Below are 23,019 nucleotides of genomic sequence, written 5' to 3' on the forward strand. Positions count from 1 at the left end.
CCCATATGTTCGCCGAACACACCACCGATGTGCTGGTCGTGGGCGCAGGCCCGACCGGGCTGCTGCTCGCCGGCGACCTCGCCGAAGCAGGCCTGTCCGTCACCCTCCTCGAGGCCCGCCCCCACAAGATCAGCAACCTGTCCCGGGCCTTGGTCGTCCACGCCCGTGTGCTGGAGCAGTTCGACGCCCGCGGGATCGCGGACGAGGTCGTCAAGCTCGGGCACCCCATCAACCGGCTGCAGCTGTTCGAGCGGGGTCAGCTCGACCCCTCCCGTCTCCCCAGCCGCTACCCGTTCGTCCTGTTCATCCCGCAGTACGAGGTCGAGCGCGTGCTGGAACGGCGAGCCCGCGCGGCCGGCGTCACCTTCGTCTACGACACCAAGGTCGTCGGTTTGGAGCAGGACCCTAACGGTGTCACGGCCCGCGCGGTCCCCGGCAAGGACGCGGATCCGAACGGCCCGTCCACCACCTACCACGCCTCCTACCTCGTCGGGACGGACGGCGTGCACAGCTCCATCCGGCAGGCGATCGGCCTGCCCTTCCCCGGCAAGTCCATTCTGAGCTCGCTGATCCTGGCCGACCTCAAGCTCGCGCAGGCGCCGGATCGGCCGTTCACGGTGAACGCCGTCCCCGACGGGTTCGCGTTGCTCACCGAAATGGGCGACGGCTTCCACCGGCTCACCGGATGGAACCGGCACCACCAGCTGCCCGACGACGCGCCACTGGACGTCGAAGAGATCAAGGAACTGCTGAGGCTCAACTTCGGCACCGACTACCGCGTCACCGAAGTCCGCTGGAAGTCTCGCTTCCACAGCGACGAACGGCAGGCGCCCGCCTACCGCGTCGGCCGGGTCTTCCTGGCCGGCGACGCCGCGCACGTGCATTCCCCGGCAGGCGCCATGGGCATGAACACCGGCCTGCAAGACGCCGCCAACCTCAGCTGGAAACTCGTGGCCGTACTCCGCGACGGGGCCGATGACCACCTCCTGGACACCTTCCAAACCGAACGGCACGCCGTCGGCAAGATCGTGCTACGGATGAGCGGAATGCTGGTACGCGCAGCACTGCTGCACGGGTACGCCGCCCGGCTGCTCCGCGCCACCGCCGGAACCATCCTCAGCAACGTCCGCCCACTCGCCGACAAAGCAGCCTCCATGATCTCCGGCATCGGCATCGCCTACAAAGCCCCGCGCGGCGCGCACAAGCTCACCGGACGACGCGCTCCCGACCTGCAGCTGGCGGAAGGACGGCTGAACGAGCTGCAGCGCGGCGGCAGGTTCGTGCTGATCACTCCCGCCGGGCAGCACGCGGACGCGCCCGTTCCCGACCAGGTCGTACGCGCCCACTGGACCGGCGACCGCCGCACCACAGCCCTCGTCCGCCCCGACGGCTACTTCTGCTGGGCAACAGACAAGCCGAACGCCGAGGCCGCGCTCCAAGCGGCACTGACCACCTGGGCGGGCCCTCCCCCCAGCCTGCGTGAATCCCGCCGGCGGTAGCGATGACCCGCCGACCCTGTGGTTGACCACAGCCCGCTTGCTCAGGAAAGCGCCAGCAAGATCGACGGCGTACCTCATGGGCCGGCCAGGCGCGGATTCGTAGCGTTACCCGACGTGAGAAGCAAAATCCTGATCGCCGGTCTCCTCGCGGCGATGCTGGCCCATACCCCTCTGCCCGCGTCGGCGACGCCCCCGGACAAACGGGAGGAGACGGCCAAGGCCCTGATCGCCAAGCTGGTCAAGGAGGACAAGGCGACAGCCGCCATCATTCGAGTGGACAGGGCCGTCGGCGGCTGGACACACAGCGCCGGCGTCCGCGACCTCGCCTCCGGCGCCCCCGCCTCGCCGAACGGCCATTTCCGCATCGGCAGCGTCACCAAGCTGCTGGTGGCCACGGTGCTGCTGCAGCTCGTGGACGAAAAGCGGCTCGCACTCACGGACCCGATCGAGCGTCACCTCCCCGGCGTCGTTCCCCAGGGCACGAAAATCTCCGTGCGACAGATCCTCAACCACACCAGCGGCCTGTACGACTACATGCACGAGCCCGGATACTCCACCAACCGCTGGCGGGGAACGGCCCGCTTCCGCCACTACGACCCCCACGACCTGCTCAAGGTGGCGTTCGCCGACCCCGCCAAGTCCACCACTCCCGGCGCGGCGTGGTCGTACTCCAACACCAACTACGTCGTCGCCGGCCTTCTGGTCGAAAAGCTGACCGGGCGCCCGTACGGACAGGAGATCAAGCGCCGGATCCTGCGCCCGTACGGCCTGACGCAGACGATGATCCCCGGCGACAAGCCCGGCCTGCCCACCCCGCACGCGCGCGGCTACGAGGCCTTCCCCGACGGCGACCTGGTGGACGCCACCCGCATGAACCCCTCACTCGACTGGGCGGCGGGTGAGATGGTCTCGACCGGCCGCGACCTCAACCGTTTCCTGGCCGCGCTGGCCGGCGGGCGAATCTTGAGCAGCTCCTCGCTTGCCGCCATGCGCACGGTCCAGGCGACCGATGCGGGCTTCGGCTACGGGCTCGGCCTTCAGGAATACCCGCTGCCCTGCGGCGCGAAGGCATGGGGGCACAGTGGCGAGCTGATCGGCTACCTGACGTTCGCCTTCACCTCCGACGACGGCACGAGGATGACGTTGTCCGTGAACCCGTCCAGGAAGCCTGTCACCACGAGCGAGATAGTCGCGATAGCGACGACGGCATTCTGCTGAGTGCGACGCCGGCGTGCACGCGTGAGATCGGCATCTCTAGCCTGCGGCTATCACTTCGATTTCGACCATCCAGTCGCTGACGAGAGTCTCGGCCACGATCGCCGTGGTCGGGACAGGCCTGCCTCCCAAGGCCGCTACGCGAGCCTTCGCGTTCGCCTCGGCGTAGGCGGCATCTCGCAGGTAACTCGTGAGCCTCACAATGTTGTCGACCGTCATACCCGCGGAGGCAAGAATCGTACGGAGGTTCGCCCAGATGAGTTCGAGCTGCTCATCAAGGGTTGCCGCGGGATTCCCCTCGGGGTCCAGGCCCATCGTCCCAGCGACGAACAGCAACCGTCCGGCGCCACGGACCTCGAGCGCGTGCACGTAGTCATCGGTGGCGGCGTAGATGCCTTCTTTCGGACTGTGAGTGACCGTTTCCATGGGGCTGCGGATCATGGAGCTCATACTCCCCCGGCGGATGGAGCCCTCCAAGAGCCAATCCAGCCCGATTGGTCCTCATCCGAAACCGACCTCACGGGTGCTGGGCCAGCCCGACGTGCTGGTTGCCGAATCAACCGCGCGCCGTCGAAGGCGCGGAGCGGCCCAGAGCATGACTCTAGGGAGCGGCGGTATAGAGCGGGTATGTTTGACGCTCCTCACCGCGGCAATCAGGTGGTCCTTTCGCCCGTTGATGGAAAGATCTCTGCGGTGATGACTTCCGCCGCCATGAACTCGACCTTCCCGGACTTCCGCAAGGTCCTCGCTGCGGCATTGCTTGCCCTCCCCGTCACCAGCCTCGCGACCGCGGATGCCTCGGCGTCGACCCCCGCGAATGTCTCAGCAGCCGCGGGGGGTAAATTCGCCGCCATTCTTCGGTTCGGCTATGAGGACGGGTCGAGGTCCTCCGGCAACCCGGAACTGGGATTCAATGAATGTTGCAGCCGTCCCTCGATCCAGGTCGATGATCTGCCGAGGACCGGGAAGTACGCGGTCCGCTCCTATCTGAAGTACGGCGATCACATGGTTGCCGGCGGCACCAGGGCGGAAAGCCACACGATGGACATTGATGCCAGCCATTTCAGATCTGGCGACACCGTCTACTATGGGTTCAGCATCTATCTGGCGAGCACCTGGCAGCGCGATTCAAGAGAAGACATCGTGTTCCAGTGGAAACCCTGGCGCGACAAGTGCGAATCCGACAAGTTTCCCAGCGCGTTCCTCAGCGTGCAGCCCACAGGAAAGTGGCGGTTGCGCGTCAACTCCGACAACACGGCCTGCTCCACGCCGGATTCCGTCCGCAAGACCAGCTTCGACCTCGCCGATGTGAAACCGGGGCAGTGGCACGACTTCGTCTTCAGGTACGAATGGAGCTACGGCAGCCAAGGCCAAATCGACGCCTGGTATCAGACCCACAAGAATCCTGGGTGGCACAAGGTCTTGAGCACCACCGGCCCCAACACGTTCAACGACGACGAGTCCACCAGCGGCTACCTGAAATGGGGCCTCTACAAGCCTGCGTGGAACAACGGACCGACCGACGTCGACAGCCGTACGATCTTCCACGACAACATCGCCGTGGGCAAATCCTTCAACGAGGTCAACCCGGCGGTCAACTAGGCTGCGGCCAGGCCGTCTGGATCGCCCCCTCGCCCCGGTTGCGTTCGACGCCCGCTCCACCGGCGATTCCGCGGCAACGCACCCACGACGGATCACTCATGTTCACCGTGGACATGGATTGAGTCACTTATCGGTTTGGCCGGTCGAGGACCCGTTCGACCAGTGCCGTGTCGCAGTGCTCGACCACTTCGGTGATTTGCCCGTCGACGACTCGAAAGATGTAGCAGTAAGTCTGGTGGTACGGCTCCCCGCGCTTGGTGGTGGCATATCCGCGGGCTTGGACCACGACACGGTCGCCTTCGGCGAGAATGAGGTCCGCCTCGCTGCGATAATCGGTGAGCTGCGCCATGAGCGGTCGCAGCAACCCGTTCAGTGCCACCTGCCTCGGTCCCCAGCTTCCCGACCATGACCAGCGCCCCGGAAACACCCACCGAAAATCATCGGCCATCACCTCGCTCATCGCTCGCGTGTTTCCCTGAGCCATCTGGTCGAAGACGTCCTGAAGAAGCCTCTTGTTCTCTGCGGCACCCATGCGAATGAGGCTAACCAGGACACCAGTCATGCGACAAACGAGAGTCTCGCATGTCTGATATGAATATTCCGCATGAGTGAGTTCACGATCGTCGGCCTGCGCGTGGTTCGCGAGGCGGCCCGCCACGGCTCGTTCTCGACGGCGGCCGAGCGTCTGGGCTACACGCAGTCCGCCGTCTCCCGCCAGATCGCGCTCATGGAACAGGCAGCCGGCCGGGCCCTGTTCGAACGCCATGCGCGCGGCGTGCAACCGACCTCAGCCGGCCGAGTCGTCCTCCGACATGCCGAAACGGTCCTCGGCGAACTCGACGCCGCCCGCCAGGAGCTCTACGACCTCGACGCGCGGCCGCGCGGCCGATTGCGCGTCGGAGCCTTCTCCACCGCCATGGCGGCATTGGTCCCCAGAGCGATCGCTGCTCTCGCCGAGCAGGAACCCCAGGCACAGCTGCCGTTGCGCGAGGGGCTGAGTCCTCGCCTGCTGACCGCTGTCGCCCGCGGACGCCTGGACCTGGCCGTGGTGACCTGCCCCCAGGACGCACCGCAGGGCGTCGAGGTGCTCCCCCTGATAGACGACCCCCTGCTCATCGCGGTCCCGCCGGACCATGCCCTCGCTGGCCAAACAAGCGTCACAACCGCGGTGCTCCGCAACGAACGATGGATCACCGCCAGCGCCGAACCCGGCACCACACTCCTGGGTACGTGGAGCGACGCCTCCTGGCAGCCCGATATCGCCTTCGTGGCGCGCGACTGGGTCGCCAAGCTCGGTCTCGTGGCCGCCGGTCTGGGCGTCACCGTGGTACCGGGACTCGCCGTACCGACGCTTCCCCCGAACATCGCCCTCGTACGCATCGATCACCCCGCCGCAGTGCGACCCACAGCGATCGCACAACGCTCCGACGCCCCCGACGAACACCTCCGGCGGACCTTCACCGAAGCACTCCGCGACGCCTCGGCCGGACTGTCCGCCCAGCTCCGGCACAGACTGCGATAGCGTCTCAGTCGTCCAGACCGGCGCGGATCAGGTCGCGGAGCTCGTCGTCGGAGATGCCGGCAGCATCGTCCGGGCGCAGCTGGATCGTTCCTTTGCTGGTCTGGAGTTGGGGATAGCGGGCGGTGAAGTCGGCGGCGCGGTCCTGGCCCCAGCCGTAGAGCGACACTCCATGCCGCCACACGCCAAGGTGGAGGCGGCGGGGGCCGACCTTGTAGGTGGGCATCTCGTAGGACAGGACAACGACGGCGTCGGGATGCACGTCCAAGATCAGGTGATGGAGGCGATCGAACAACGGCCGGTACGCGGGGTCAATGGCTTCGATGTAGTCCTGAACGGCGTCGCCCATCTCTCCATCATCGCGCCCAGCAAGCCGTTCCACCAGCGTGAATGAGCTCTGCCTGGTTGAATCCCGGTTCATCAGCGGAGGGCGAGCGTTATGGGATACGAACGTCAGATCAGGCCGCCGGGGTGCCGGTCGGCGAGGTAGGCGCGTCCGGCCTCGGCGTCGCGAGGGGAGAACAGGTAGCGGATCCAGGCCTGCTGCTCATGCAGGATGGCGCCCATCTCCCACACGCAGTAGGTCCCCTTGGCCGTCTCCCCGAACGGGATGAGCTCGAACCCCGCCGCATCCTTGAGGTAGGCCGTCTCCCACAGTTCGTTGTCGTTCAGCCACGTGCATACGAGCAGAAGATAAGCGTCCCCGACGCGGTGCAGGACGACGAAGCCGAGATCGCCCTTGGGACTGATCCCGCCGATCTCTGCCCGGAGGAACTCGCGTGCCTCCTTCCGTATGTCGTCGCCGATCTCGCGGTCCTCCCGGTGCAGGTCGTACCACTTGAAGCGAACGCCGGGCAGCTCGATGCCTTCGCCCGCCGAGAGCCGCTTGCGCACATGCGTGTAGTCCGAGGAAACACTCGTCATGGCTTGACATTAGGCGCGCAGCGGGGCCCGGTTTCGATAGCCACTTCCGATCATTAACGGGAGACCACTTCGCCGCTTTCGAGCCGAGCGCATTGAGACCCGCACACCTGGCGCGGCAAGCACTATGGGTTGCGCGCCTCCAAAGCAGCAAGATCCCGTTCGGCGTAGAGCCGATGCTCCCATTCCTCGTTGAGAATGCACAGCAGGCATTCACGCACCGGGAAGCTACGCGATGGTGGCCATCCCGTCCCCTCGACTGGTTTGGTATGGCTGTCCAGTGACTCGTCGGTGAGCCCGTCGATGACCTCGCGCACGGTGGACATCCGGTCACGACGGAGCTCGAGCACCGTGTCCAGCGACGGTCGCGCCTTGCGGTCGCGGGGTATCCCCGGCGTGTCCGGCATCTCGTCCCACGGCAGATCCAGCGGATCCCACGGAGCCGGATCGCCGAGAACGGCCCTTCTGACCCATGCGTCAGTGGCGAACACGAGGTGCCGCAAGGTTTCGACGAAGGACCACTCGCCGGCGACGGACTCGTGCAGCAGCGCGGGATCCAGGCGGCGGGCCTGTTGGACGGTGCCCTCCCAGAGCCGCTCAATGATGTCCCATGCGTCTCGGAAGCCGGCGGGCGCGGCCGGGCGCATCTTGACCCGGTCGGGGTGCCGCCGGTCGAGCTCGGCGTTGATCAGCGGTCCGATGTCCACACCGTTGATCGTCACGTTCGTGATCTCGCCGTGGATGTCGACGTTGACCAGCTCGACTCCGCGCATCACGACACCGCTCATCCCCACGCCGCGGAAGCTGGCGCCGGACAGGTCGCTGGCGCGAAACTCCGCGCCGCTGAGATCAACGCGCTCGAAGCGCGACCCCCTGAGCTCATCACCGATGAAGTCAGCCATGGCGCGACCGTAACGCCACGGACCGACAGTTTGACCACTCAGCGTGTGGTCCGGGCGGTGGTTTTACGAACATGGTCAGCTGCCCACGCGTGGCCGGTTGGACTTCGCCTGCCAGCCGGCCGGAGGGTCCTCGCCGACCCGCCCGTCCACGGCCTCGCGGAGCAGGTCGGCTTGCCCGGTGTGCCGCCCGTACTCCTCGATCAGGTCGCAGAGCAGCCGGCGCAGGCTGACATGGCGCCCGTCAGAGAAGGCGAGGTGGACGAGCTGGTCGAGTCCGCCGGCGGCCATGGCCGCGTCGAGCCTGGCCCGGGACCGTTCGACGGTGGCGTCCCAGAGCGCGTAGAGGTCGTCGGGGGTGTCTTTGGCGGCCGAGTTGAAGTCCCAGTCGGGGTCGGTGTCCCAGTCTCCGGCGTTCCACGGAGCGCCGAGCGGCGCGCCGCTGAGTTTGCTGCTGAAGATCTGCTCCTCGACGTGCGCGAGGTGCTTGAGCAGGCCGCCCAGCGTCAGCGAGGAGGCGCCGATGCGGGTCTGCAGCCCGGCCGCGTCCAGATCGTCGGCCTTCCAGCGGAAGGTTGCGCGCAGGCGGTCCAGCGCACCGACGAGGTGCTCAGCCTCGGTTCCGGCGAGCGGCGGTTCCCACCAGTAGTCGCTGTTGGTCATGTCGCGACCGTAGACCCCATTCCGGACGTTCTGCGTCCGGACGCCGTCGGCGCTTGTGCGCCGGCGGTCTGTTCGTCGAACGGTCGCAGCCGGCGACGCAAAACCGGTGGCGAACCGGCTCGGACTTTCGAGATCGTCCAACCATGTCGAACGGTGCTTCAGGACGCTATCGAGCAGGCCACACGGCTTTGCTGGCCGCAGTGGAAGAGGTTGAGCCGCTGGTCGGGCAGTGGCGGCGGCGTTTCGATGCCTCTGCGTCGGCCGGCGTTCCCGCGCATGTGACGGTGCTCTTTCCCTTCCTGGATATCGATCACCTGGACCATGCAGTGATGGACGATCTCAAAGTGCTGGTCGGCGAGCACAGCCCCTTCACCATCCGGTTTGACAGGTGCCGGCGCTTCCCTGGCGTGCTCTATCTCGCGCCGACACCCGACCAGCCGTTTCGCGCGCTGACCGAGGCCGTGGCGGCGCGATGGCCGCAGACGCCTCCCTACGGCGGCCTGTACGCCGAGGTCATCCCACACCTGACCGTCGCCCATGGCCAGCAGACCCACGTGTTCGATGAGGTAGAAAAAGAGCTGACCGCGCAGCTGCCGGTGACTGCGAACGTCGCGTCGGTCGGCCTTTTCGTCAGCGATGGCGACCGCTGGCGTCAATGGGCCGAGTTCCCTCTGCTCGGATGATCCTCGCGTAAGTCGCCGAATGGCATACCTGCGCCTGGCGGCATCCAACGCAGCCCTTGGCTACGCCACTCCGGCCTCGCGTGCGCGCACGACCGCGGAGGGGCAGCTCAAGCCGTGCCGGCGACGCCGATCAGATTGCCCTCGGGGTCGGTGAAGTGGCCGACCACGAGGGCGCCCGGTATCCCGTCGGGGCCCATCCGTCGCGTCCCGCCGAGGCTTTCGGCTTTTTGCAGCGCGGTTTCCACATCGGGAACGCCCACGTAGAACAGGACTCTGGGCTGATGGTCCGGACCACCGCCGATCCCGCCGTTGAGACCGGTTCCCTCGCCGGTTGTGCTTCCATCCACGAATCCGTACATGCCTGGCTGTGAGACGTTCCGGCTGACCGCATCACCCACCTGGTACTCCCAGCCGAACAGCTCGCTGTAGTAGTCGCGAAGCTTCGCCGGGTCGTTCCCGATGATCTCAAAGTGCACGACTGGCTGCGCCATGGTCGATTCTCCACTCCGATAGCCCGAAGTCGACGGTCGTCAACCCGGCACGAACCCGCTCGATGCGGATCAGACCCGGGCGGACACCATCACCCTACCCAGCATCAGTTGTTAAAAACAACTGGCTAGTATTAAACATAAACCACTGCAAGGAGGAGGTGAGTCGTGCCAACGAGTCGCAGCTACGGGGACGCCTGCGGGATAGCGCGTGCGCTCGACGTCGTCGGGGAGCGATGGGCGCTGCTGGTGGTACGCGAACTGTTCCTCGGGCCACAACGCTTCACCGAGCTCCGCCGAGCCCTCCCCGGCGCGAGCTCGAACCTGCTTTCCGACCGGCTTCGCGAGCTGGAAGGCCGGGGCGTGGTCCGTCGCCGCAAGCTGCCACCCCCGGCCGGCGCTTGGGTGTACGAACTGACCGACTGGGGCCGCGAACTGGAACCGATCGTGCTCGCCCTGGGCATCTGGGGTATCCGCGTCCCGCTCCCGCCGTCACCGACAACCCTCAGTGCCACCTCCATCCTGCTCTTCCTGCGAGCCGCCGCGCGCCCCGACCCCAACGCGCCCGCGACCACCTTTCGCATCGAACTCGACGACCGCGCGTGGACCGTCCACACCGCAGGCGGTCAGGTGCACGTTGAGTCCGGCGAACCCACCAGCGCAGACGCCTGCCTTCGTACCGACCCCAAGACTTTGAACGCCCTACTCGACGACCCGGCCCTGCTCGACCCAGCCATGTCCGACGGAAGAGTCGTCGCCACCGGCGACCTGTCGGCTCTTCGCAGCCTCCTGCGGTCAGCCACCACCCCGACGCGCGACGCCGGATGACCACACGTGCTGAGCACCGGGCCGGTCGTCCGGCACGCGACGGGGCGGCCTGTCTATATGCGGCGACACACCCTGACTATGGCGTTGTCCGCAGTCGAGGCGGCGGAACGTACCCATCCTTATGCGTCTAGGGGGCCCGGGTCAGCACCGCCGACAACACCACACTGGTCTTCACCGCCGGCAGCGGCGTGGACAACAACCTGTCCATCGGGACGATCCTCGTCAACGGCCAGGAGAGGATCACCTTCTCCGACCAGGCCGCGCTGCTCACCGAAAGCCTCGCCCACTGCGTCACGACCAACAACGGCCACCTGGTCCACTGCGACCTGGCCCTGGTGAGCCGCCTGAAGGTCACGCTGGGCGGTGGCGCCGACCGGATGGTGGGCAGCGTCACGCTGTCCATCCCGATGGTCGTCGATGGCGGCACCGGCGACGACACCATCTCCACGGGCCGCGGCAACGACACGGTCGACAGCGGCTCCGGCAACGACTCCGTCGTGCCCAACGGCGGGCGCGACACGACCCTCCTGGGACTCAATGCCGACACCGCCGACGTGCGCGACGGCCAGTCCGACTCCGTCGACTGCGGCGCGCGCGGCGTCTTCGAAAGGCCCGACGAGATCAGGGCCGACGCGGGGGACACCATGTACCGATGCGAGAAGGTGATCGTGGGCTGACGCGTGCTAGAAGGGGGTACGGCCGGCCGTATCCCCTTCAGGACTGCCCCGATCGAGCGCACGGGCACCCCCTAGCGGCGGACTCGATAGAGCAGGTGCAGCACCCGGGCGCCCTGGATCACCACGTGCGCGTCCTCGAGCAGATGCTGGGCATCCACCGACCCGAAGTACCGCTTGCCCGAGCCGAGGACCACCGGCACGACGTCCATCGCCACCTCGTCCACCAGACCGAGAGCGAAGGCCTGGCCCCCGGCGTCACCGGCCGCCACGGCGACGGTGCGCTCGCCTGCGAGCTCCTTCGCCTTCGCGATCGCCTCTGCCACATCGTCCACGAAGTGGTACGACGCCTCCGGGTGCCACCCGTCGGGCTTGGGCCGGTGTGACACCACGACCACGTGCTCCCCCGCCGGCGGCTTCCCCTCCCAGCCGTTGGTCATGTCGAACAGGTGCCGCCCGATCACCATCGACCCGATGCCCGCCCACATCGGCTTGACGTACTCGGCCGAGACCCGCGAGACCTTCATCCTGCCCGCTTCGTCGAGCGCGACGTCGCCGTTGGAGTACCAGTCGAACAGAGGGCCGACCTGATCCTTCGCGTCGGCGATGAAGCCGTCCACCGACACGACGTTGTGCATCACCACTTTGCTCATTTCATCTCCCAGGTGCTTCGAGGGCTTGGCCTCGCCTGTCCTTTTGCCAACGCGTCGATCGCGTGTTGCCGGAATCGACACGGCCCCGGGAAATCTCGTGAAGAGAAATCGCCGGGGCCGGGCGGTGGTCTCACTACTTGTCGGTGATCGTCGTGTCCAGTTGCCAGCCACCGGTCAGATCGTTCGCGCCGAGGTTACGGACGCACATGCGCCAGTTGAGCCGGCCGTCGCGCCCCAGGTCGGCGGAACGGATGGCATATTTCTCGACGGGATTCCTGTCGCCGCTGCCGTCCACCCGCGTCCAATCCTCGGTGTTGATCTTGGTGTTGATCGGATACGACCCGTGGTAGAACTCCAGGCGCCAGGCGGGGACTCCGCCCGAGGAGTTGCCCTTCCAGGTCACCACATAGTTCTTGCGCTCCAGGTCGGGTGTCCTGACACCCAGGGTCTGGCTGCATGCCGCGCCACCAGGTCCCACCGTGGGGAACGTCCCTTCGTGCGGAGAGCCGGGGACGGCCTCGATGGAGTCGGAGTCGGTGGTCCCGCTCTCCTCCTCTTCCGTGGGCGTGCTGTCGGTGGCCTCGTCCGTTGCGGACGTCTCGTCCTCCAGAGTCGCCTCGGACACGGCATCCCAGTTCTCCGTCTTGACGGTGATCTCCTCGGAGACGGGCTCCTCGGTCTCGTCGGTGATGGGCGCGTCGGCGGTGCCAGCCGACTCCTCGGTCGTGCCGTCGGTCGTGTCGGTCACGTCCGCCGGGTCGGTCACGTCGGTCGGGTCGGTCTCGTCGTCGGACATGCCCGCCGCGGCCAGGGACGCGTCGGTGCACTCCAAGCTCGCGTCCGCGCTGCACGGGTCAGGATCCGCGATGGCCTGGCTCATCGCCAGCTGCCCTCCGCCGGCCAGGACGGCGAGCGCGCCGGCCACGGCCACGAGGCGTATACGAGTTGATCGGGACTTCAGATTCATGGGTTTACCTCGTCAAATGGGTCGGGTGACAGGCCGGGCGTCGACTCGGCTCGGCTCTGTCTTGGCTTGAGGGCTGAGCCGGGCGGGAGCGTGTCGGCTCCCGCCGGGCGACTGCTGCGGGGCACGTCTTCGCGGCGGCTCAGCGGCGCCGGACGCGGCCCAGCACGTCGACGACCTGCTCGTTGCAGGTGTTGACGTACTTGACGAGCACGGTGTAGGTGACGCCCCGGTCCAGGAAGTTGGCCGAGTAACGGGTGCGGTCTTCCAGAACGGTGTTCTTGGCGACCCTGGGCTGCGGGCTGAAGGACTCGGCGTTCCGCCGCGACAGGAAGAAGTAGCTGGCGGTGCTCCGCGGCTTGAGCTTGTCGCCGAAGGGGGCCAGGAAGGCGTTGCGGCCGACGATCAGCGTCTTGCCGAGGTTCCTGCCGCCGATGAAGGCCTGGGAGGCGAACCTGCCGCTGCGGACCGTGGTCCCGAACAGGCGGACGTAGGCGGGCGGGCGGCACCTCTGCCCCTGCAGGCCCGGCCGGATCCGGCCGTACCAGTCGTTCGTTCCGAACGAACCGCCGTTGCGAGACGTGTTCTTCGACTTGGTGCTCTTCTCGTACAGCCGCTTCAGTGCCTCGCTGCCAAGCTTCTGCAGCGTGTTCTTGGCGAAGGTGGGGAAGTCGAAGCCGCCACCGGACGTGCTCGGCGACGTGCTGCCGGTGCGCGGGGCGGTCAGCCCGGAGCTGCCGAAGAAGTCGTCGACGAGACCGTTGAAGGTGTCGTCGAGGGGGCTACCGCCGCCGCCGAATGAGTCGGGCAGGCTGAACCCGCCCGGGTCACTCGAACCCCCGGACCCGAAGAACCCGCTGGAGCCGAACCCGTCGAACGGGTCAGGGGCGCTGGCGCTGGCGCTGGTCGTGTCGATGGCGAACACGCCAGTGGCGACGGCGCTGCCCACTGCCAGCCCGGCCACCGTACGACGCAGCTTTGAAGGTGATCTCACCTGTGACTCTCCTCTCGCGTGGATGTGCTCCGGCGAGAGCGGCACCCGTGAGCGAGAGCCGCCGGAGCGCCGAACCGCATCCGGACGTTTCCAGCGACTCCTGCGTACGTGTCCTGTCGATGACCATCCAGGTGGCGACGTTGACCACTTGACCGCGAACATTGACCAGCCAGGTCCACCGGGCGCCACCCGCGGCGGCGTCGACCTCACGCGTCGCCGGGGACTCAAGTGGTACGTCTGGAACAACACCGGGCCACCGCACTGAGCCGAGGTACGGCGTGATCACAGGCGGGTCTACGATCTGTCGGAGTTGTCGCTTCTCCGAAAGGATCTGACGTGTTCGGCGCAGACGTCCACGCGTATCTCCGTTCGGCCGCCGGGGCTCGGGCGCGGCGGCGTGGGCCGTTCACGATCAGGTTGGACGAGCACAACGACGCGCTCCCGTTCAACTACGCCATCCCCGACGACGACGCCGACCCCACCGAGAACCAGGTCGCCGCGCTGGTTTCGGCGTTCCGCGAACGGGCCAGGACGCCTCGTCTGGAGTACGTGCCCCAGGCAGCGCCGAAAGTGGAGGGCGCGCTGCTCGCGGCCGGGTTCACCGTGGAAGGGCGCTACCCGCTGCTGGTGTGCCCGCCGGACGAGGTCGTGGACACGCCCGTGGATCCCACCGTACGGATCGAGCTCGTGACCACCGACGCAGGCCTCTGGCAGGTCGCCCATGTGATGAACGCGGCGTTCGAGGCGCCGGAGGCGAACGAGTATGACGTCGCACGGCTACGGCGGATCCTGGACGGCGGCGGGATCGTGGCCGCCGTCGTGGACACCACGACCGCGGACGTCGTCGGCGCCGGCCAGACCGGGAGCCCGTACCAGGGGGTCGCCGAGGTCGCCAGCATCGCCGTACGCGTCTCGCACCGGCGGCGCGGCATCGGGGGCGCGGTCACGGCGCTCCTGACCCGCGCGGGCGCCGATGCCGGCATCACCATCCCGTTCCTCACCCCAGCCGACGACGACGCCGCCCGCGTCTACGCCCGCGTCGGCTACCGCAAGGTCGGCGAGGCTCTGCACATCTCGCTGCGCGCGTAGCACGAGTGGGGCGAGCAGATTGCCCCGTCGCGGCCCGCAGCCCAGGTCGACCGGCTCGCCAACGTGGTGCGGAGTGAGATCGGGCGTTATACGGCATGCGCCTGGCCTGCCCGTCCCGCGGAGCGTCGTCTGCCGCGGTGGCGGACGAGCAGGGCACGGGCGGCCAGGGCCGGGTTGAGCAGGGACATGGTGGGGGCGACCTGCATCCCGACCAGCGCCAGGCGGCGGGCCACCTCCGGGTCGTGCACCGCGGCCTCGTGGAGCAGTCGTTGCACCGGGTTGGATGGGGCGGCTTCGGCGCCGCCCCGCATGAAGGCGTGTTCGCGCTCGAGGGCGCGGTGGGCCCGCCGGTAGCGGCGCAGCGCGGACGCCGGGTCGTCGCCGGCGAGCAGGGCCGGCGCCGTGGCGTCGGCGAGCCATTGACCCGACAGCAGCGCCCAGGTGCAGCCGGGGGCCGGTGTCGGGTCGGCGGTCAGGGCCGCGTCACCGATCAGGGCCAGGCCTGGCGCGGGGGTGGGGTGACGGCGGATGAGCGGGTAGTCGGGGGCGATGACGACCTTGGCAGCCCGTTCGGCGAGGGTCAGGTCGGGGGCGTCGGGCAGCGAGGCGACGTAGCGCTCGATGTAGCCCGCGTGGTCGGTCAGATCTGGGGGCAGGGTGTCCTTGGCGGGCATGACCGCCACCTGGGTCAGCCCACCGTCGGTGGGGGCGAGCACCACCCAGTCCCGCTCGTGCCACCACAGGGCGGCGGGGGTGGGGAGCGTATGCCGCAAATTCCGGTAATAGGTGTAGAAGAACGCGCGGCCGTTGGGCGTGAACCGCTCGGGGACGCCGGCCAGCGAGGCGACCTTGGACCGGTAGCCGTCGGCACCCACGATCAGGCGGCCGGCGTGGGTTTCCTCGGTGCCGTCGAGCAGCCGGGCGCGGACGCCGGTCACGCGGCGTCCTTCGGTGAGCAGGCCCGTGACCGTACGGCCGAGGAGCAGGTCCACCCCACCGGTGGCGGCGGCGCTGCCGCGCAGGATCGGGTCGAGGGTGGTACGCCGGACGCTGAGGAACGGCGGGACGCCGCCGCGGGAGCGGTCGGTCCAGCCGTACGCGGTCCGGATGGAGACGTCACCGGTGCCCGCGCCGGTGGCCAGCAGGTCGTTCCACAGGCCGAGCCGCCGTAACGGGGTCTGGGCGCGGCCGAGCAGGAAGTGGCCGCACAGCCGCTTGGGGGTGTCGATGCTGCGGTGCTTTTCCAGCAGCGCGACGCGTAAGCCGGCCCGTCCGTACAGGATCGCGGCGGTGCAGCCGCTGACGCTGGCTCCCACGATCACGACGTCGTAGTCCATGACGCTCTCCTCATTTCGTCACACTGTTCCGTTACGGCGTAACGTAACAGCGTTGCGATAGGCTGTCCAGCATGGGACGCCCACGCGAGCACGACGAGCAGACCCGCCGCGCACTGCTGGCGGTGGCCGGCGACCTTCTGGCGAGCGAGGGATCCGCCGGGGTGAGCGTCCGGCGGGTGTCACAGGAGGCCCAGACCACCACGCGGGCGGTCTACAGCCTGTTCGGCGACAAGGAGGGCCTGCTCCGCGCGCTCTACCAGCAGGCGGCCGAAACCATGCGCCGCCACCACGAGGCCGTCCCCGAGCACGACGACCCGCTCGTGGAGATCACCGCACTGGCGCTCGCCTACCGGACCGCCGCCCGGGAAGAGCCCAACCTCTACGGCCTGTTCATGAGCGGCAGCGTGCCCGGCTTCCGTCCCGTCGGGGACGACGCGCGGCTGGCCCGTCGCAGCCTCGCTCGCGTCGTGCAGGCACTCCAGCGCTTCGCCGACGCCGGGGAGCTGCCCGGTCGCGACCCGCGGCTGGTCGGCCAGCAACTGTGGGGCCTGGTGCACGGGCTGGCCACCCTCGAACTCCAAGGCCATCTCGGCCCCTCCGACCAGGCGGAGGCCCGCTGGCGCGATGCGGTCCTCGCCACCGTCACCGGCTACCGCCAGCCGCCTCCCGCGCCTCAGTGATCGTGGCGTACGACTCGGTGGGGTGGTGCGCGGCCGCAATGGTGCGATAAAGGTAACTGTGCACGAGAACGGGCAGCGCATCGGCGAGATGCTGGCAGAGGCCATCCAGGAGCTCGCGCGGACGGCGGAGCCGGGTGCGGACGCCGCCCTGCGCGGCGACGGTGCGGCGGCGGACGGGCAGGTGCGGGCCGTGGCCGGTCCGGACGGGCGCCTGCACGAGCTGCACCTCAACCCGCGGGTCATGCGGATGGCGTCGGAGGACCTCGCACGGGAGATTCTCGCGGCGGTCAACGCCGCGCTGGACGACCTGCGGGCAGGCGTACCGGGGCTGGAGGCGGCCGAGCTGACGGATCCGCGGGGGCTCGCCGTGACGCTGGGCGGGGCGCACGCCGACGTGATGCGGCAGCTGGACGCGTTCGCCGATGGGGTCGAGCTGGTCGTGCGGCGGCTGGAGGAGCGGTGAGCGAGCGCCCCGGCCAGGGGATGGACGTCTCCCACGCCGACCTGCGCGGCACCGGCACGGGCCTGGGTGAGACCGGTACGACCTGGTTGGAGACGGTGGGGGCGTTACGCGCCCATCTCGAGGGAGACGGCGACCCTTGGGGCGAGGAGGCCGGGAGCATGGTCAAGGCCGCCTACCTTGCGGTCACCCAGAAGGCGCTGGAGGTGTGCGAGGCTCTGGGAGAGCGGCAGGTGACCTCGGGAGACCATGTGCACGTCATGGAGGCGAACTACAGGGCCGCGCAGCAGCGCGGCGAGGAAGAGGCCACGCGGATCGAGCGGGCCATCGAACGGCTGTGATGGCCGGGCCGCGGGAGTCGGCAGCTCCGCCCAGGTGCGAGTCAGGTGCGGGCCAGTGCGGGTCAGGGGCGGTCAGTGCGGGCCAGGTGCGGGTCAGAGGCGAAGCTCGTCGGAGGCGAGGAGCACGCCCGCGGGCCCTTCGGGATTGACGGCGACGCCGACGTCCGCCGGCAGGAGCGCGACCAGGTCGCGGCCGCGCAGGCGCTGCCAGCCCGTGGCACCGTCCGGCAGGGCGTCCGGCAGGCGGGCCTGGGCCGTGTAGGCGAACGCAGCCCGGCCCTCGCCCGTGTCGAACACCGGCACGCCGCCACCGGGGCCGGCGGCCACGATCACGTCCGCCTCAAGCAGCAGCGGAACGAGGTCATCGCCGGAGGCGTAGCCGGTCGAGGCAAGCTGCACGGCACGGTCGAGCGGGTCGCTGGGCTCGGGGTAGCCCAGCGCCACCGGCGAGGGCCGATAGCCGGTGTTATGGCGGAACTCGCCGGTGATCTCGCCACGCTCGTCGACTCGCCAGGCGCCGACGATGCCGTACGGCGGGACCTCCCCGTCGGGGTCGAAGAACGGATCGACCGCGTACATCCAGGAGCCCGGGCGCAGCCGCGCCTGCCGCCGCAGCTCGTCGGTGATCGGGGGCGGCGGGGTGTCGTTCACGGCGATCCTCCTGACGGCACCACCCCTGGATGGCCGGGGTAAGGGTCGTAGTGCGGGTTGGGGATGAAGTTCTGCGGTGTCCTGGGTGACCCCTGCGGCCAGGCGCCGGAGATGTACCTCCGGTGTACGCCGCCGGGGAAGGCGATCTCGCGCTCATGGGACAGATGGGGCGCGGCCCGTACGGTCTCCTGGACGTCGATCCCGCCGGGGGCGTCGACCTCGTAGACGTGGCGACGCGGGAACGCGGCGTCGATGTCCATGCGGGTGCTGGTCCCGACGAAGGCGGACGGCCTGCTCTTGAGGACGTGGTCGGACAGGTTGGTCATCGACGGGTCGCGCGGATGGAAGCCCTGCTCGAAGATCTCGTCCGGTGAACTGTCCGAGGCGCGGTAGACCGGCTCCCGATCGCGGCGCCAGATGGGGTACGGCGTGATCGACCTGACGTCCACGCTCTTGTCGGCCGCCGCCTCGAGGTAGTTGTCCGGGTCGCGCACGGGAGTCGGCGGGCGCTTGCCGGGCGGGATCGCCCCGGCCCCCACCTTGGCGCGGGGCTTGCGCAGCAGCGCCGAAGCGCGGGCGAACAGGCGCAGCGCGCCGCGTTCCAGCAGGTCGACCATCTTGCGGATGATCTCCCGCGCGGCCGTCCTCGCGCCGGCCACGACGGTAGGAACGGCCGCCAGCGAGGCGCCGGCCGTCGGCCCCGAGGCCGTGGCCAGCCGCGACAGGTTCATGGCGAGCCGGACGAGGACGACGATCAGCGCCACCTTCATCGCAAGCACGATCATGGCCGAGAGTTGCAGCGCTGCGCCGATGAGCAGCGCGGCGGCGATCGCGTCGCCGGAGCGCTCCGCGGTGTCACTCCACTCGCCGCCGAACGACCGGACCCCCTCGCCGTCGTTGCGCTCGACGGTCCGGGCGGCGTGCGTGGCAGCGGTCGAGGAGACGCGCACCGCCGTCACCGCGAAGGAGATCCACCGGGTCCCGGCCTCGTACAGCACGACCTCATCGATCAGCGGCCACGAGAAGACGACGTTGAGCAGCGTGGCGAGCTCGGGCGGCGGCTGCAGCCCCATGGTGCCCCTCCTCGCCACGGTCCCTACGCTTGATCACGTCACTGTACTGAGCTGCGGGCCGAGGCGGGGAGATTCACACCGCGCCACGGCAGGGTGCGGCCCGAGGCCCGCCGCCTAACCGGCGTGTACGACAGGAGGCCGACTTCCGTCGTAGGGTGCATCTCGCACGTGATGGACAGGAGGCTGAGGTGGCCGAGACAACGCCGACCGAGACGACGGTGGCCGAGGTGATGGCCGAGCTGGCCGAGCTCGAGGACCCGAAGATCCGCGCGGTGAACGAGAGACACGGTGACGATCACGGCGTGAACCTCAGCAAGCTGCGCGCGCTCGCGAAGCGCCTAAAGACGCAGCAGGAACTCGCGTCCCGGCTCTGGGCAACGAATGACACCGCGGCGAGACTGCTCGCGATGCTGATCTGCCGCCCGAAGGCGTTCAAGCGTGACGAGTTGGACGTCATGGTGCGCGAGGCGCGCACACCCAAGGTGCACGACTGGCTCGTGAACTACGTGGTGAAGAAGAGCCCGCACTCCGAAGAGCTGCGCCTGGCCTGGTCCGCCGATCCGGATCCAGTGGTCGCGAGCGCCGGCTGGGCACTGACCACCGAACGCGTGACGAAGAAGCCCGAGGTCCTCGACCTCGCAGGACTGCTCGACGTCATCGAGGCGCAGATGAAAGACGCCCCGGATCGCCTGCAGTGGGCGATGAACCATTGCCTGGCTCAGATCGGGATCGACCACGCCGAGCACCGCGCCCGCGCCATCGACATCGGTGAGCGCCTGGAGGTGCTCAAGGACTACCCGACTTCCCCGGGCTGCACGTCTCCGTTCGCGCCCATCTGGATCACCGAGATGGTACGCCGGCAGCACGATGAAACGGCGACTTCTTCGGGGAGTCGGCGGTAACAACGACGCGATCAACCCGATGATCATGATCAGCCCACAGATGAGGAACGGCCAGCCGTAGGGCCGGCGTGCCCCCCAGTCGTCGAAGCTCGGGCACGCGCCGGACTACGCGAGCTCGGTGGTCTCGCGCCGATTGCAACCTTTTCCGATCAGGCGAGGTCCAAGGGCATATGGACCTCTCGCCGGCTCTCATGCGTGCGGCGGGGCCGTACGCGATCATCGTGCTCGCGCTCAACCTCGCCGCCGTCGCCCAGTCCCGCGACAACCTCGACGGTGTCCAAGTCGACCATCCCGCCGGTCCGATTGTGGCGCTCGAGGAGTTCGGCCTGCAGCGCTCCTTGACCATCGCCGCGATCCAGCTGGCTTTCGCGATCTACCTCTTATGGGCCGCACGCCGGCGTTCGCCGGGGGTGATGGCGCTCACCGGCCTGGTGACGGGGTTATACGAGATCGGCCTGCTGTGCCTTCACTGGCTCAACCCGATCGCCGCTTTCCCGATCCGGGCATTCTCCAGCCCGCCGTTCGTGCGGCTCGATCCGCCCTGGTATGACCCCGCACTAAGCCTCGTCCTGTTGGCTGCCGCGGTCACCCAGTTGGTCGCGCTGGTCCTGGCTATACGCTCCAGCGACTGGCGGCTCGCCGGCCGGGGCTCACTCCTGCTGCTCGGCCCGCTCCTGGCCGTCACCGCCTATGCGGTCATCAATCTGGTGGCGATCCAACTGGCGACTGAGCCCAGGACTCCGACGGACCTCTTCGGCTTGCCGTGGACCGAAAGCTCGCGCCACTCGCTGGTTCGCCGGGCCGAGGAGACTACGGTCCTCTTGGGCCGATGGCTGATCCCGCTGGCGGTGACCGCGCTGCCCCTCTCATGGCTGGGCTGGCGCATGCTGCGACGGGGGGGCACGCCGGCGACGATGGTGCCCACGTACATGCTCAGCGTGCCGTATCTGGCGTTCCTGGGATTGTTCACCTGGCTCCAGCCGCTGTCGAACGAGATGAACTACGACGACCAGACCAGCTACATCGACCAGAGCCCCGCATGGCACCCGATCGCCCTCGTCGTCCTCTTGGTCATCGCGATCGCCGCGCAGGCCACAGGGCTGGCACGAACGTTGAAGAGCACGTGATGGTCTCGACGTCACCCGCTCATCGACCACAATCCGCTATCCCGACTCGGCACGATGTCGGCCAGGGCTCCCAATGAGTAGCCTCGCACTTGGCGTCATCGCAGTGCCGCTGCGAAGTCAGGGCGGTTGGCGTTGGTGTAGGCGTGTTCGCGTTTGGACCATACGATGATCTCTTCGGGGCTGGCCGGACCATGGCCGGAGTCGGTTAGGCGCTCTGCCCACCACCGGATGTTGCGGGACTGGCGGTCGAGGATCGCGTCAACAACGGCAGCGCGGCGCGCGCCAGTGAGTCCGTAAGCATCGACGAGGACCCGCACCTGGGCGGCTTGCGCAGCAGCCGGCGGCGCGGTGCTCTTGGAAGAGATGCACCACGTCCAGGCCATGTATCCGATGTCCTCGAGCGGATCACCAGGGGCGGCGGTGTCGAAGTCGATGAAGGCGACCGGTAGCCCGGCGCGGAACACCGTGTTGTTCGGTCCGGGGTCGTGATGGCAGACGACCGGATGCTTTCCGTTGAGGCCGCTACTGCGAGTGGCGTCGTGCAACGAGCGAAGAAGCACGCCGGCTGAAGCGACCTGGGTGTCGCTCCAGCGCCGGAACTTGGCTGGCACCCAACCGGGCAGGTAGCTGAGAATGTCACGGTTGGCTGCGTCCCGTCCGAGATAGCGCGGCGCTCCCGGGAATCGGCATTGCTGAAGGTGCGTCAGCAGTTGAGCGACGAAGGCGGAGGAGTCGGTGGCGGGGCGTCGAACGGTATCAGCGACGCGGACGACACCCGAGGTGATGCGCCCTCCGGTCAGGGGAATTTCAGCCGGGACCTGTCGCATGGCGAGAGTCCTCCTATTCGGCGAGCCGCCGCCCGCTCGCGGCTGGCGCAGAGGGCGAGTTCCGCGGACGGCCATGGCACGTACCTGGTTGGATCGACGCGTGGTCCATCGGCTGGCTCTAAAGAAGGAACTCGCCCGTGGCGGTTGCGATGCGGGAAGTGCAGGAAACGCTCCTGGCCTATCTTGCTGCCTATCCTGACGAGCTGCACGGCCTTGAGGCCGCTGTCCGCGCGATCCTCGATCGCGCGGACATCACCCCCCGTTCCCACCTGCAAGGTCATGTCACGTGCAGTGTGGCGGCCATCAACCCCAGCGGGCTGATTCTGGAGGTGCATCACCGGTTCCTCGGGCTGTGGTTGCCACCTGGAGGTCATCTGGACCCTCGCGACGATTCGTTGCTTGACGCTGGCCTGAGGGAACTGTACGAGGAGACTGGTATTCGCCACACCGATACCTCTCCGGCCTCGGCCGGCCCGGTCGAGGTGGTGCTGGGGGACGTCCCCGCTCGGCCCAGCCGAGGCGAGCCTGCACACTGGCACCTGGACTTCGCCTTCGCCGTCCACGTCGACGCTGCCCCGATGCTGCGGCCAGACGCCAGCGAGATCCATGACATCCGGTGGACGCCTGGGCGTGCGACGACGGCTGGGGTACGGCTGTCCAGCAGACTCGCGGCCCTACTCGGCCACTCGGATCCGGGCTGCGTGACAGTAGTCGGCGGTGCTGGGGCCGGTGGCGCGTAGGACCGGCGTCGGCCACGAGCTGTACGAGTTCACCGACGGCTCGGTTGAGCCCCGCTCCTTCGCCCACGGGCAGGTCCTCCTCGGTAAGGGCTCCGTAGATGTCGATGCGGACGTCTTTCATGTTCGGCTCCTGGCTGGGAGCTTTCGCCAGGTATGAAGCCGCTCCCGCTGTTTGACGGGCCTTCTCATC

28 protein-coding genes are annotated in these 23,019 nt (G+C 68.3%); 14 read left to right on the forward strand and 14 right to left on the reverse strand.

The genetic code is table 11. From position 1 onward, the window contains the following. The first annotated feature begins 5 nt into the window (after window positions 1-5). Together Q9G87_RS27410 and Q9G87_RS27415 are read left to right on the forward strand one after the other, a co-directional pair. A complete protein-coding gene (locus tag Q9G87_RS27410; RefSeq protein WP_305919358.1) occupies window positions 6-1,499 on the forward strand; it encodes an FAD-dependent monooxygenase in 1,494 nt (497 codons plus the stop codon). A 114-nt stretch (window positions 1,500-1,613) separates the two neighbouring features. Next, window positions 1,614-2,717, forward strand: a complete 1,104-nt coding sequence (locus Q9G87_RS27415) for a serine hydrolase domain-containing protein (protein WP_305919359.1) — start codon at window positions 1,614-1,616, stop codon at window positions 2,715-2,717. 36 nt (window positions 2,718-2,753) lie between these two features. On the opposite strand, the gene Q9G87_RS27420 is transcribed toward Q9G87_RS27415, so the two are convergent. Then, on the reverse strand, window positions 2,754-3,155 hold the full coding sequence (locus Q9G87_RS27420) for a RidA family protein (RefSeq protein ID WP_305919360.1): 402 nt from the start codon (window positions 3,153-3,155) through the stop codon (window positions 2,754-2,756). 186 nt (window positions 3,156-3,341) lie between these two features. Between Q9G87_RS27420 and Q9G87_RS27425 the strand changes: the two genes are divergently transcribed. After that, window positions 3,342-4,316, forward strand: a complete 975-nt coding sequence (locus Q9G87_RS27425) for a polysaccharide lyase (protein ID WP_305919361.1) — start codon at window positions 3,342-3,344, stop codon at window positions 4,314-4,316. A gap of 127 nt (window positions 4,317-4,443) precedes the next feature. Here the strand turns inward: Q9G87_RS27425 and Q9G87_RS27430 are convergent, their stop codons facing one another. After that, complete coding sequence (locus Q9G87_RS27430) at window positions 4,444-4,848, reverse strand: nuclear transport factor 2 family protein (protein ID WP_305919362.1); 405 nt, start codon at window positions 4,846-4,848, stop codon at window positions 4,444-4,446. Window positions 4,849-4,920: 72 nt separating this feature from the next. Between Q9G87_RS27430 and Q9G87_RS27435 the strand changes: the two genes are divergently transcribed. Next, a complete protein-coding gene (locus tag Q9G87_RS27435) occupies window positions 4,921-5,838 on the forward strand; it encodes a LysR family transcriptional regulator (protein WP_305919363.1) in 918 nt (305 codons plus the stop codon). 4 nt (window positions 5,839-5,842) lie between these two features. Here the strand turns inward: Q9G87_RS27435 and Q9G87_RS27440 are convergent, their stop codons facing one another. The 4 genes from Q9G87_RS27440 to Q9G87_RS27455 all read right to left on the reverse strand — a co-directional run bounded on the left by Q9G87_RS27440 (window position 5,843) and on the right by Q9G87_RS27455 (window position 8,318). Next, complete coding sequence (locus tag Q9G87_RS27440) at window positions 5,843-6,184, reverse strand: iron chaperone (RefSeq protein ID WP_305919364.1); 342 nt, start codon at window positions 6,182-6,184, stop codon at window positions 5,843-5,845. A gap of 104 nt (window positions 6,185-6,288) precedes the next feature. Beyond that, entirely contained in the window at window positions 6,289-6,759 is a 471-nt protein-coding gene (locus Q9G87_RS27445; RefSeq protein WP_305919365.1) for a hypothetical protein, read from the reverse strand. A 122-nt stretch (window positions 6,760-6,881) separates the two neighbouring features. Further along, entirely contained in the window at window positions 6,882-7,658 is a 777-nt protein-coding gene (locus Q9G87_RS27450) for a DinB family protein (RefSeq protein ID WP_305919366.1), read from the reverse strand. 75 nt (window positions 7,659-7,733) lie between these two features. Continuing rightward, window positions 7,734-8,318, reverse strand: coding sequence for a mycothiol transferase (locus Q9G87_RS27455; protein ID WP_305919367.1), 585 nt, complete (start codon window positions 8,316-8,318; stop codon window positions 7,734-7,736). Window positions 8,319-8,461: 143 nt separating this feature from the next. On the opposite strand from Q9G87_RS27455, the gene Q9G87_RS27460 reads away from it, so the two are divergent. Further along, window positions 8,462-9,001: a 2'-5' RNA ligase family protein gene (locus tag Q9G87_RS27460; protein ID WP_305919368.1), complete on the forward strand. Its 540-nt coding sequence runs from the start codon at window positions 8,462-8,464 to the stop codon at window positions 8,999-9,001. A gap of 107 nt (window positions 9,002-9,108) precedes the next feature. Here the strand turns inward: Q9G87_RS27460 and Q9G87_RS27465 are convergent, their stop codons facing one another. Continuing rightward, window positions 9,109-9,492 (reverse strand): VOC family protein, encoded by a 384-nt coding sequence (locus Q9G87_RS27465; protein ID WP_305919369.1) that lies wholly within the window; start codon window positions 9,490-9,492, stop codon window positions 9,109-9,111. Window positions 9,493-9,657: 165 nt separating this feature from the next. Between Q9G87_RS27465 and Q9G87_RS27470 the strand changes: the two genes are divergently transcribed. Further along, window positions 9,658-10,317, forward strand: coding sequence for a winged helix-turn-helix transcriptional regulator (locus Q9G87_RS27470; protein ID WP_305919370.1), 660 nt, complete (start codon window positions 9,658-9,660; stop codon window positions 10,315-10,317). A gap of 188 nt (window positions 10,318-10,505) precedes the next feature. Next, window positions 10,506-10,994 carry a hypothetical protein gene (locus Q9G87_RS27475; RefSeq protein WP_305919371.1) on the forward strand — a complete coding sequence of 163 codons (489 nt, stop codon included), beginning with the start codon at window positions 10,506-10,508 and terminating at the stop codon, window positions 10,992-10,994. A gap of 71 nt (window positions 10,995-11,065) precedes the next feature. Here Q9G87_RS27475 and Q9G87_RS27480 read toward each other — a convergent pair whose 3' ends face one another. The 3 genes from Q9G87_RS27480 to Q9G87_RS27490 all read right to left on the reverse strand — a co-directional run bounded on the left by Q9G87_RS27480 (window position 11,066) and on the right by Q9G87_RS27490 (window position 13,602). After that, window positions 11,066-11,644, reverse strand: coding sequence for a dihydrofolate reductase family protein (locus Q9G87_RS27480; RefSeq protein ID WP_305919372.1), 579 nt, complete (start codon window positions 11,642-11,644; stop codon window positions 11,066-11,068). A 133-nt stretch (window positions 11,645-11,777) separates the two neighbouring features. Then, window positions 11,778-12,611 (reverse strand): hypothetical protein, encoded by an 834-nt coding sequence (locus Q9G87_RS27485; protein WP_305919373.1) that lies wholly within the window; start codon window positions 12,609-12,611, stop codon window positions 11,778-11,780. A gap of 139 nt (window positions 12,612-12,750) precedes the next feature. Then, complete coding sequence (locus Q9G87_RS27490) at window positions 12,751-13,602, reverse strand: hypothetical protein (protein ID WP_305919374.1); 852 nt, start codon at window positions 13,600-13,602, stop codon at window positions 12,751-12,753. A gap of 336 nt (window positions 13,603-13,938) precedes the next feature. Here Q9G87_RS27490 and Q9G87_RS27495 point away from each other — a divergent pair, with 336 nt between their 5' ends. Continuing rightward, window positions 13,939-14,691 (forward strand): GNAT family N-acetyltransferase, encoded by a 753-nt coding sequence (locus Q9G87_RS27495; protein ID WP_305919375.1) that lies wholly within the window; start codon window positions 13,939-13,941, stop codon window positions 14,689-14,691. Window positions 14,692-14,777: 86 nt separating this feature from the next. Here Q9G87_RS27495 and Q9G87_RS27500 read toward each other — a convergent pair whose 3' ends face one another. Beyond that, a complete protein-coding gene (locus tag Q9G87_RS27500) occupies window positions 14,778-16,028 on the reverse strand; it encodes an FAD-dependent oxidoreductase (protein ID WP_305919376.1) in 1,251 nt (416 codons plus the stop codon). A 71-nt stretch (window positions 16,029-16,099) separates the two neighbouring features. Between Q9G87_RS27500 and Q9G87_RS27505 the strand changes: the two genes are divergently transcribed. The 3 genes from Q9G87_RS27505 to Q9G87_RS27515 are packed head-to-tail and all read left to right on the forward strand — an operon-like array spanning window position 16,100 to window position 17,509. Continuing rightward, on the forward strand, window positions 16,100-16,708 hold the full coding sequence (locus Q9G87_RS27505) for a TetR/AcrR family transcriptional regulator (protein WP_305919377.1): 609 nt from the start codon (window positions 16,100-16,102) through the stop codon (window positions 16,706-16,708). Window positions 16,709-16,766: 58 nt separating this feature from the next. Then, window positions 16,767-17,171 carry a YbaB/EbfC family nucleoid-associated protein gene (locus Q9G87_RS27510; RefSeq protein ID WP_305919378.1) on the forward strand — a complete coding sequence of 135 codons (405 nt, stop codon included), beginning with the start codon at window positions 16,767-16,769 and terminating at the stop codon, window positions 17,169-17,171. After that, a complete protein-coding gene (locus Q9G87_RS27515; protein ID WP_305919379.1) occupies window positions 17,168-17,509 on the forward strand; it encodes a hypothetical protein in 342 nt (113 codons plus the stop codon). Before Q9G87_RS27510 ends, Q9G87_RS27515 begins: the two co-directional genes overlap by 4 nt. A gap of 93 nt (window positions 17,510-17,602) precedes the next feature. Here Q9G87_RS27515 and Q9G87_RS27520 read toward each other — a convergent pair whose 3' ends face one another. Together Q9G87_RS27520 and Q9G87_RS27525 are read right to left on the reverse strand one after the other, a co-directional pair. Beyond that, window positions 17,603-18,160, reverse strand: coding sequence for a type VII secretion system-associated protein (locus Q9G87_RS27520; RefSeq protein WP_305919380.1), 558 nt, complete (start codon window positions 18,158-18,160; stop codon window positions 17,603-17,605). Further along, window positions 18,157-19,233, reverse strand: coding sequence for a scabin-related ADP-ribosyltransferase (locus tag Q9G87_RS27525; RefSeq protein ID WP_305919381.1), 1,077 nt, complete (start codon window positions 19,231-19,233; stop codon window positions 18,157-18,159). The genes Q9G87_RS27520 and Q9G87_RS27525 overlap by 4 nt, the downstream gene beginning before the upstream one ends. Window positions 19,234-19,463: 230 nt before the next feature. On the opposite strand from Q9G87_RS27525, the gene Q9G87_RS27530 reads away from it, so the two are divergent. Both Q9G87_RS27530 and Q9G87_RS27535 read left to right on the forward strand, forming a co-directional pair. Further along, window positions 19,464-20,135, forward strand: coding sequence for a DNA alkylation repair protein (locus Q9G87_RS27530; protein ID WP_305919708.1), 672 nt, complete (start codon window positions 19,464-19,466; stop codon window positions 20,133-20,135). A gap of 170 nt (window positions 20,136-20,305) precedes the next feature. After that, the gene (locus Q9G87_RS27535) at window positions 20,306-21,262 is read left to right on the forward strand and encodes a hypothetical protein (RefSeq protein WP_305919382.1); all 957 of its coding nucleotides are present in this window, start codon (window positions 20,306-20,308) and stop codon (window positions 21,260-21,262) included. Window positions 21,263-21,357: 95 nt separating this feature from the next. Here Q9G87_RS27535 and Q9G87_RS27540 read toward each other — a convergent pair whose 3' ends face one another. Further along, window positions 21,358-22,089, reverse strand: coding sequence for an aminoglycoside phosphotransferase family protein (locus Q9G87_RS27540; protein ID WP_305919383.1), 732 nt, complete (start codon window positions 22,087-22,089; stop codon window positions 21,358-21,360). A gap of 137 nt (window positions 22,090-22,226) precedes the next feature. Between Q9G87_RS27540 and Q9G87_RS27545 the strand changes: the two genes are divergently transcribed. After that, window positions 22,227-22,829 carry an NUDIX hydrolase gene (locus Q9G87_RS27545; RefSeq protein WP_305919384.1) on the forward strand — a complete coding sequence of 201 codons (603 nt, stop codon included), beginning with the start codon at window positions 22,227-22,229 and terminating at the stop codon, window positions 22,827-22,829. Window positions 22,830-23,019: the final 190 nt, after the last annotated feature.

This window comes from Nonomuraea turcica (genome assembly GCF_030718205.1).
Taxonomy (GTDB): domain Bacteria; phylum Actinomycetota; class Actinomycetes; order Streptosporangiales; family Streptosporangiaceae; genus Nonomuraea.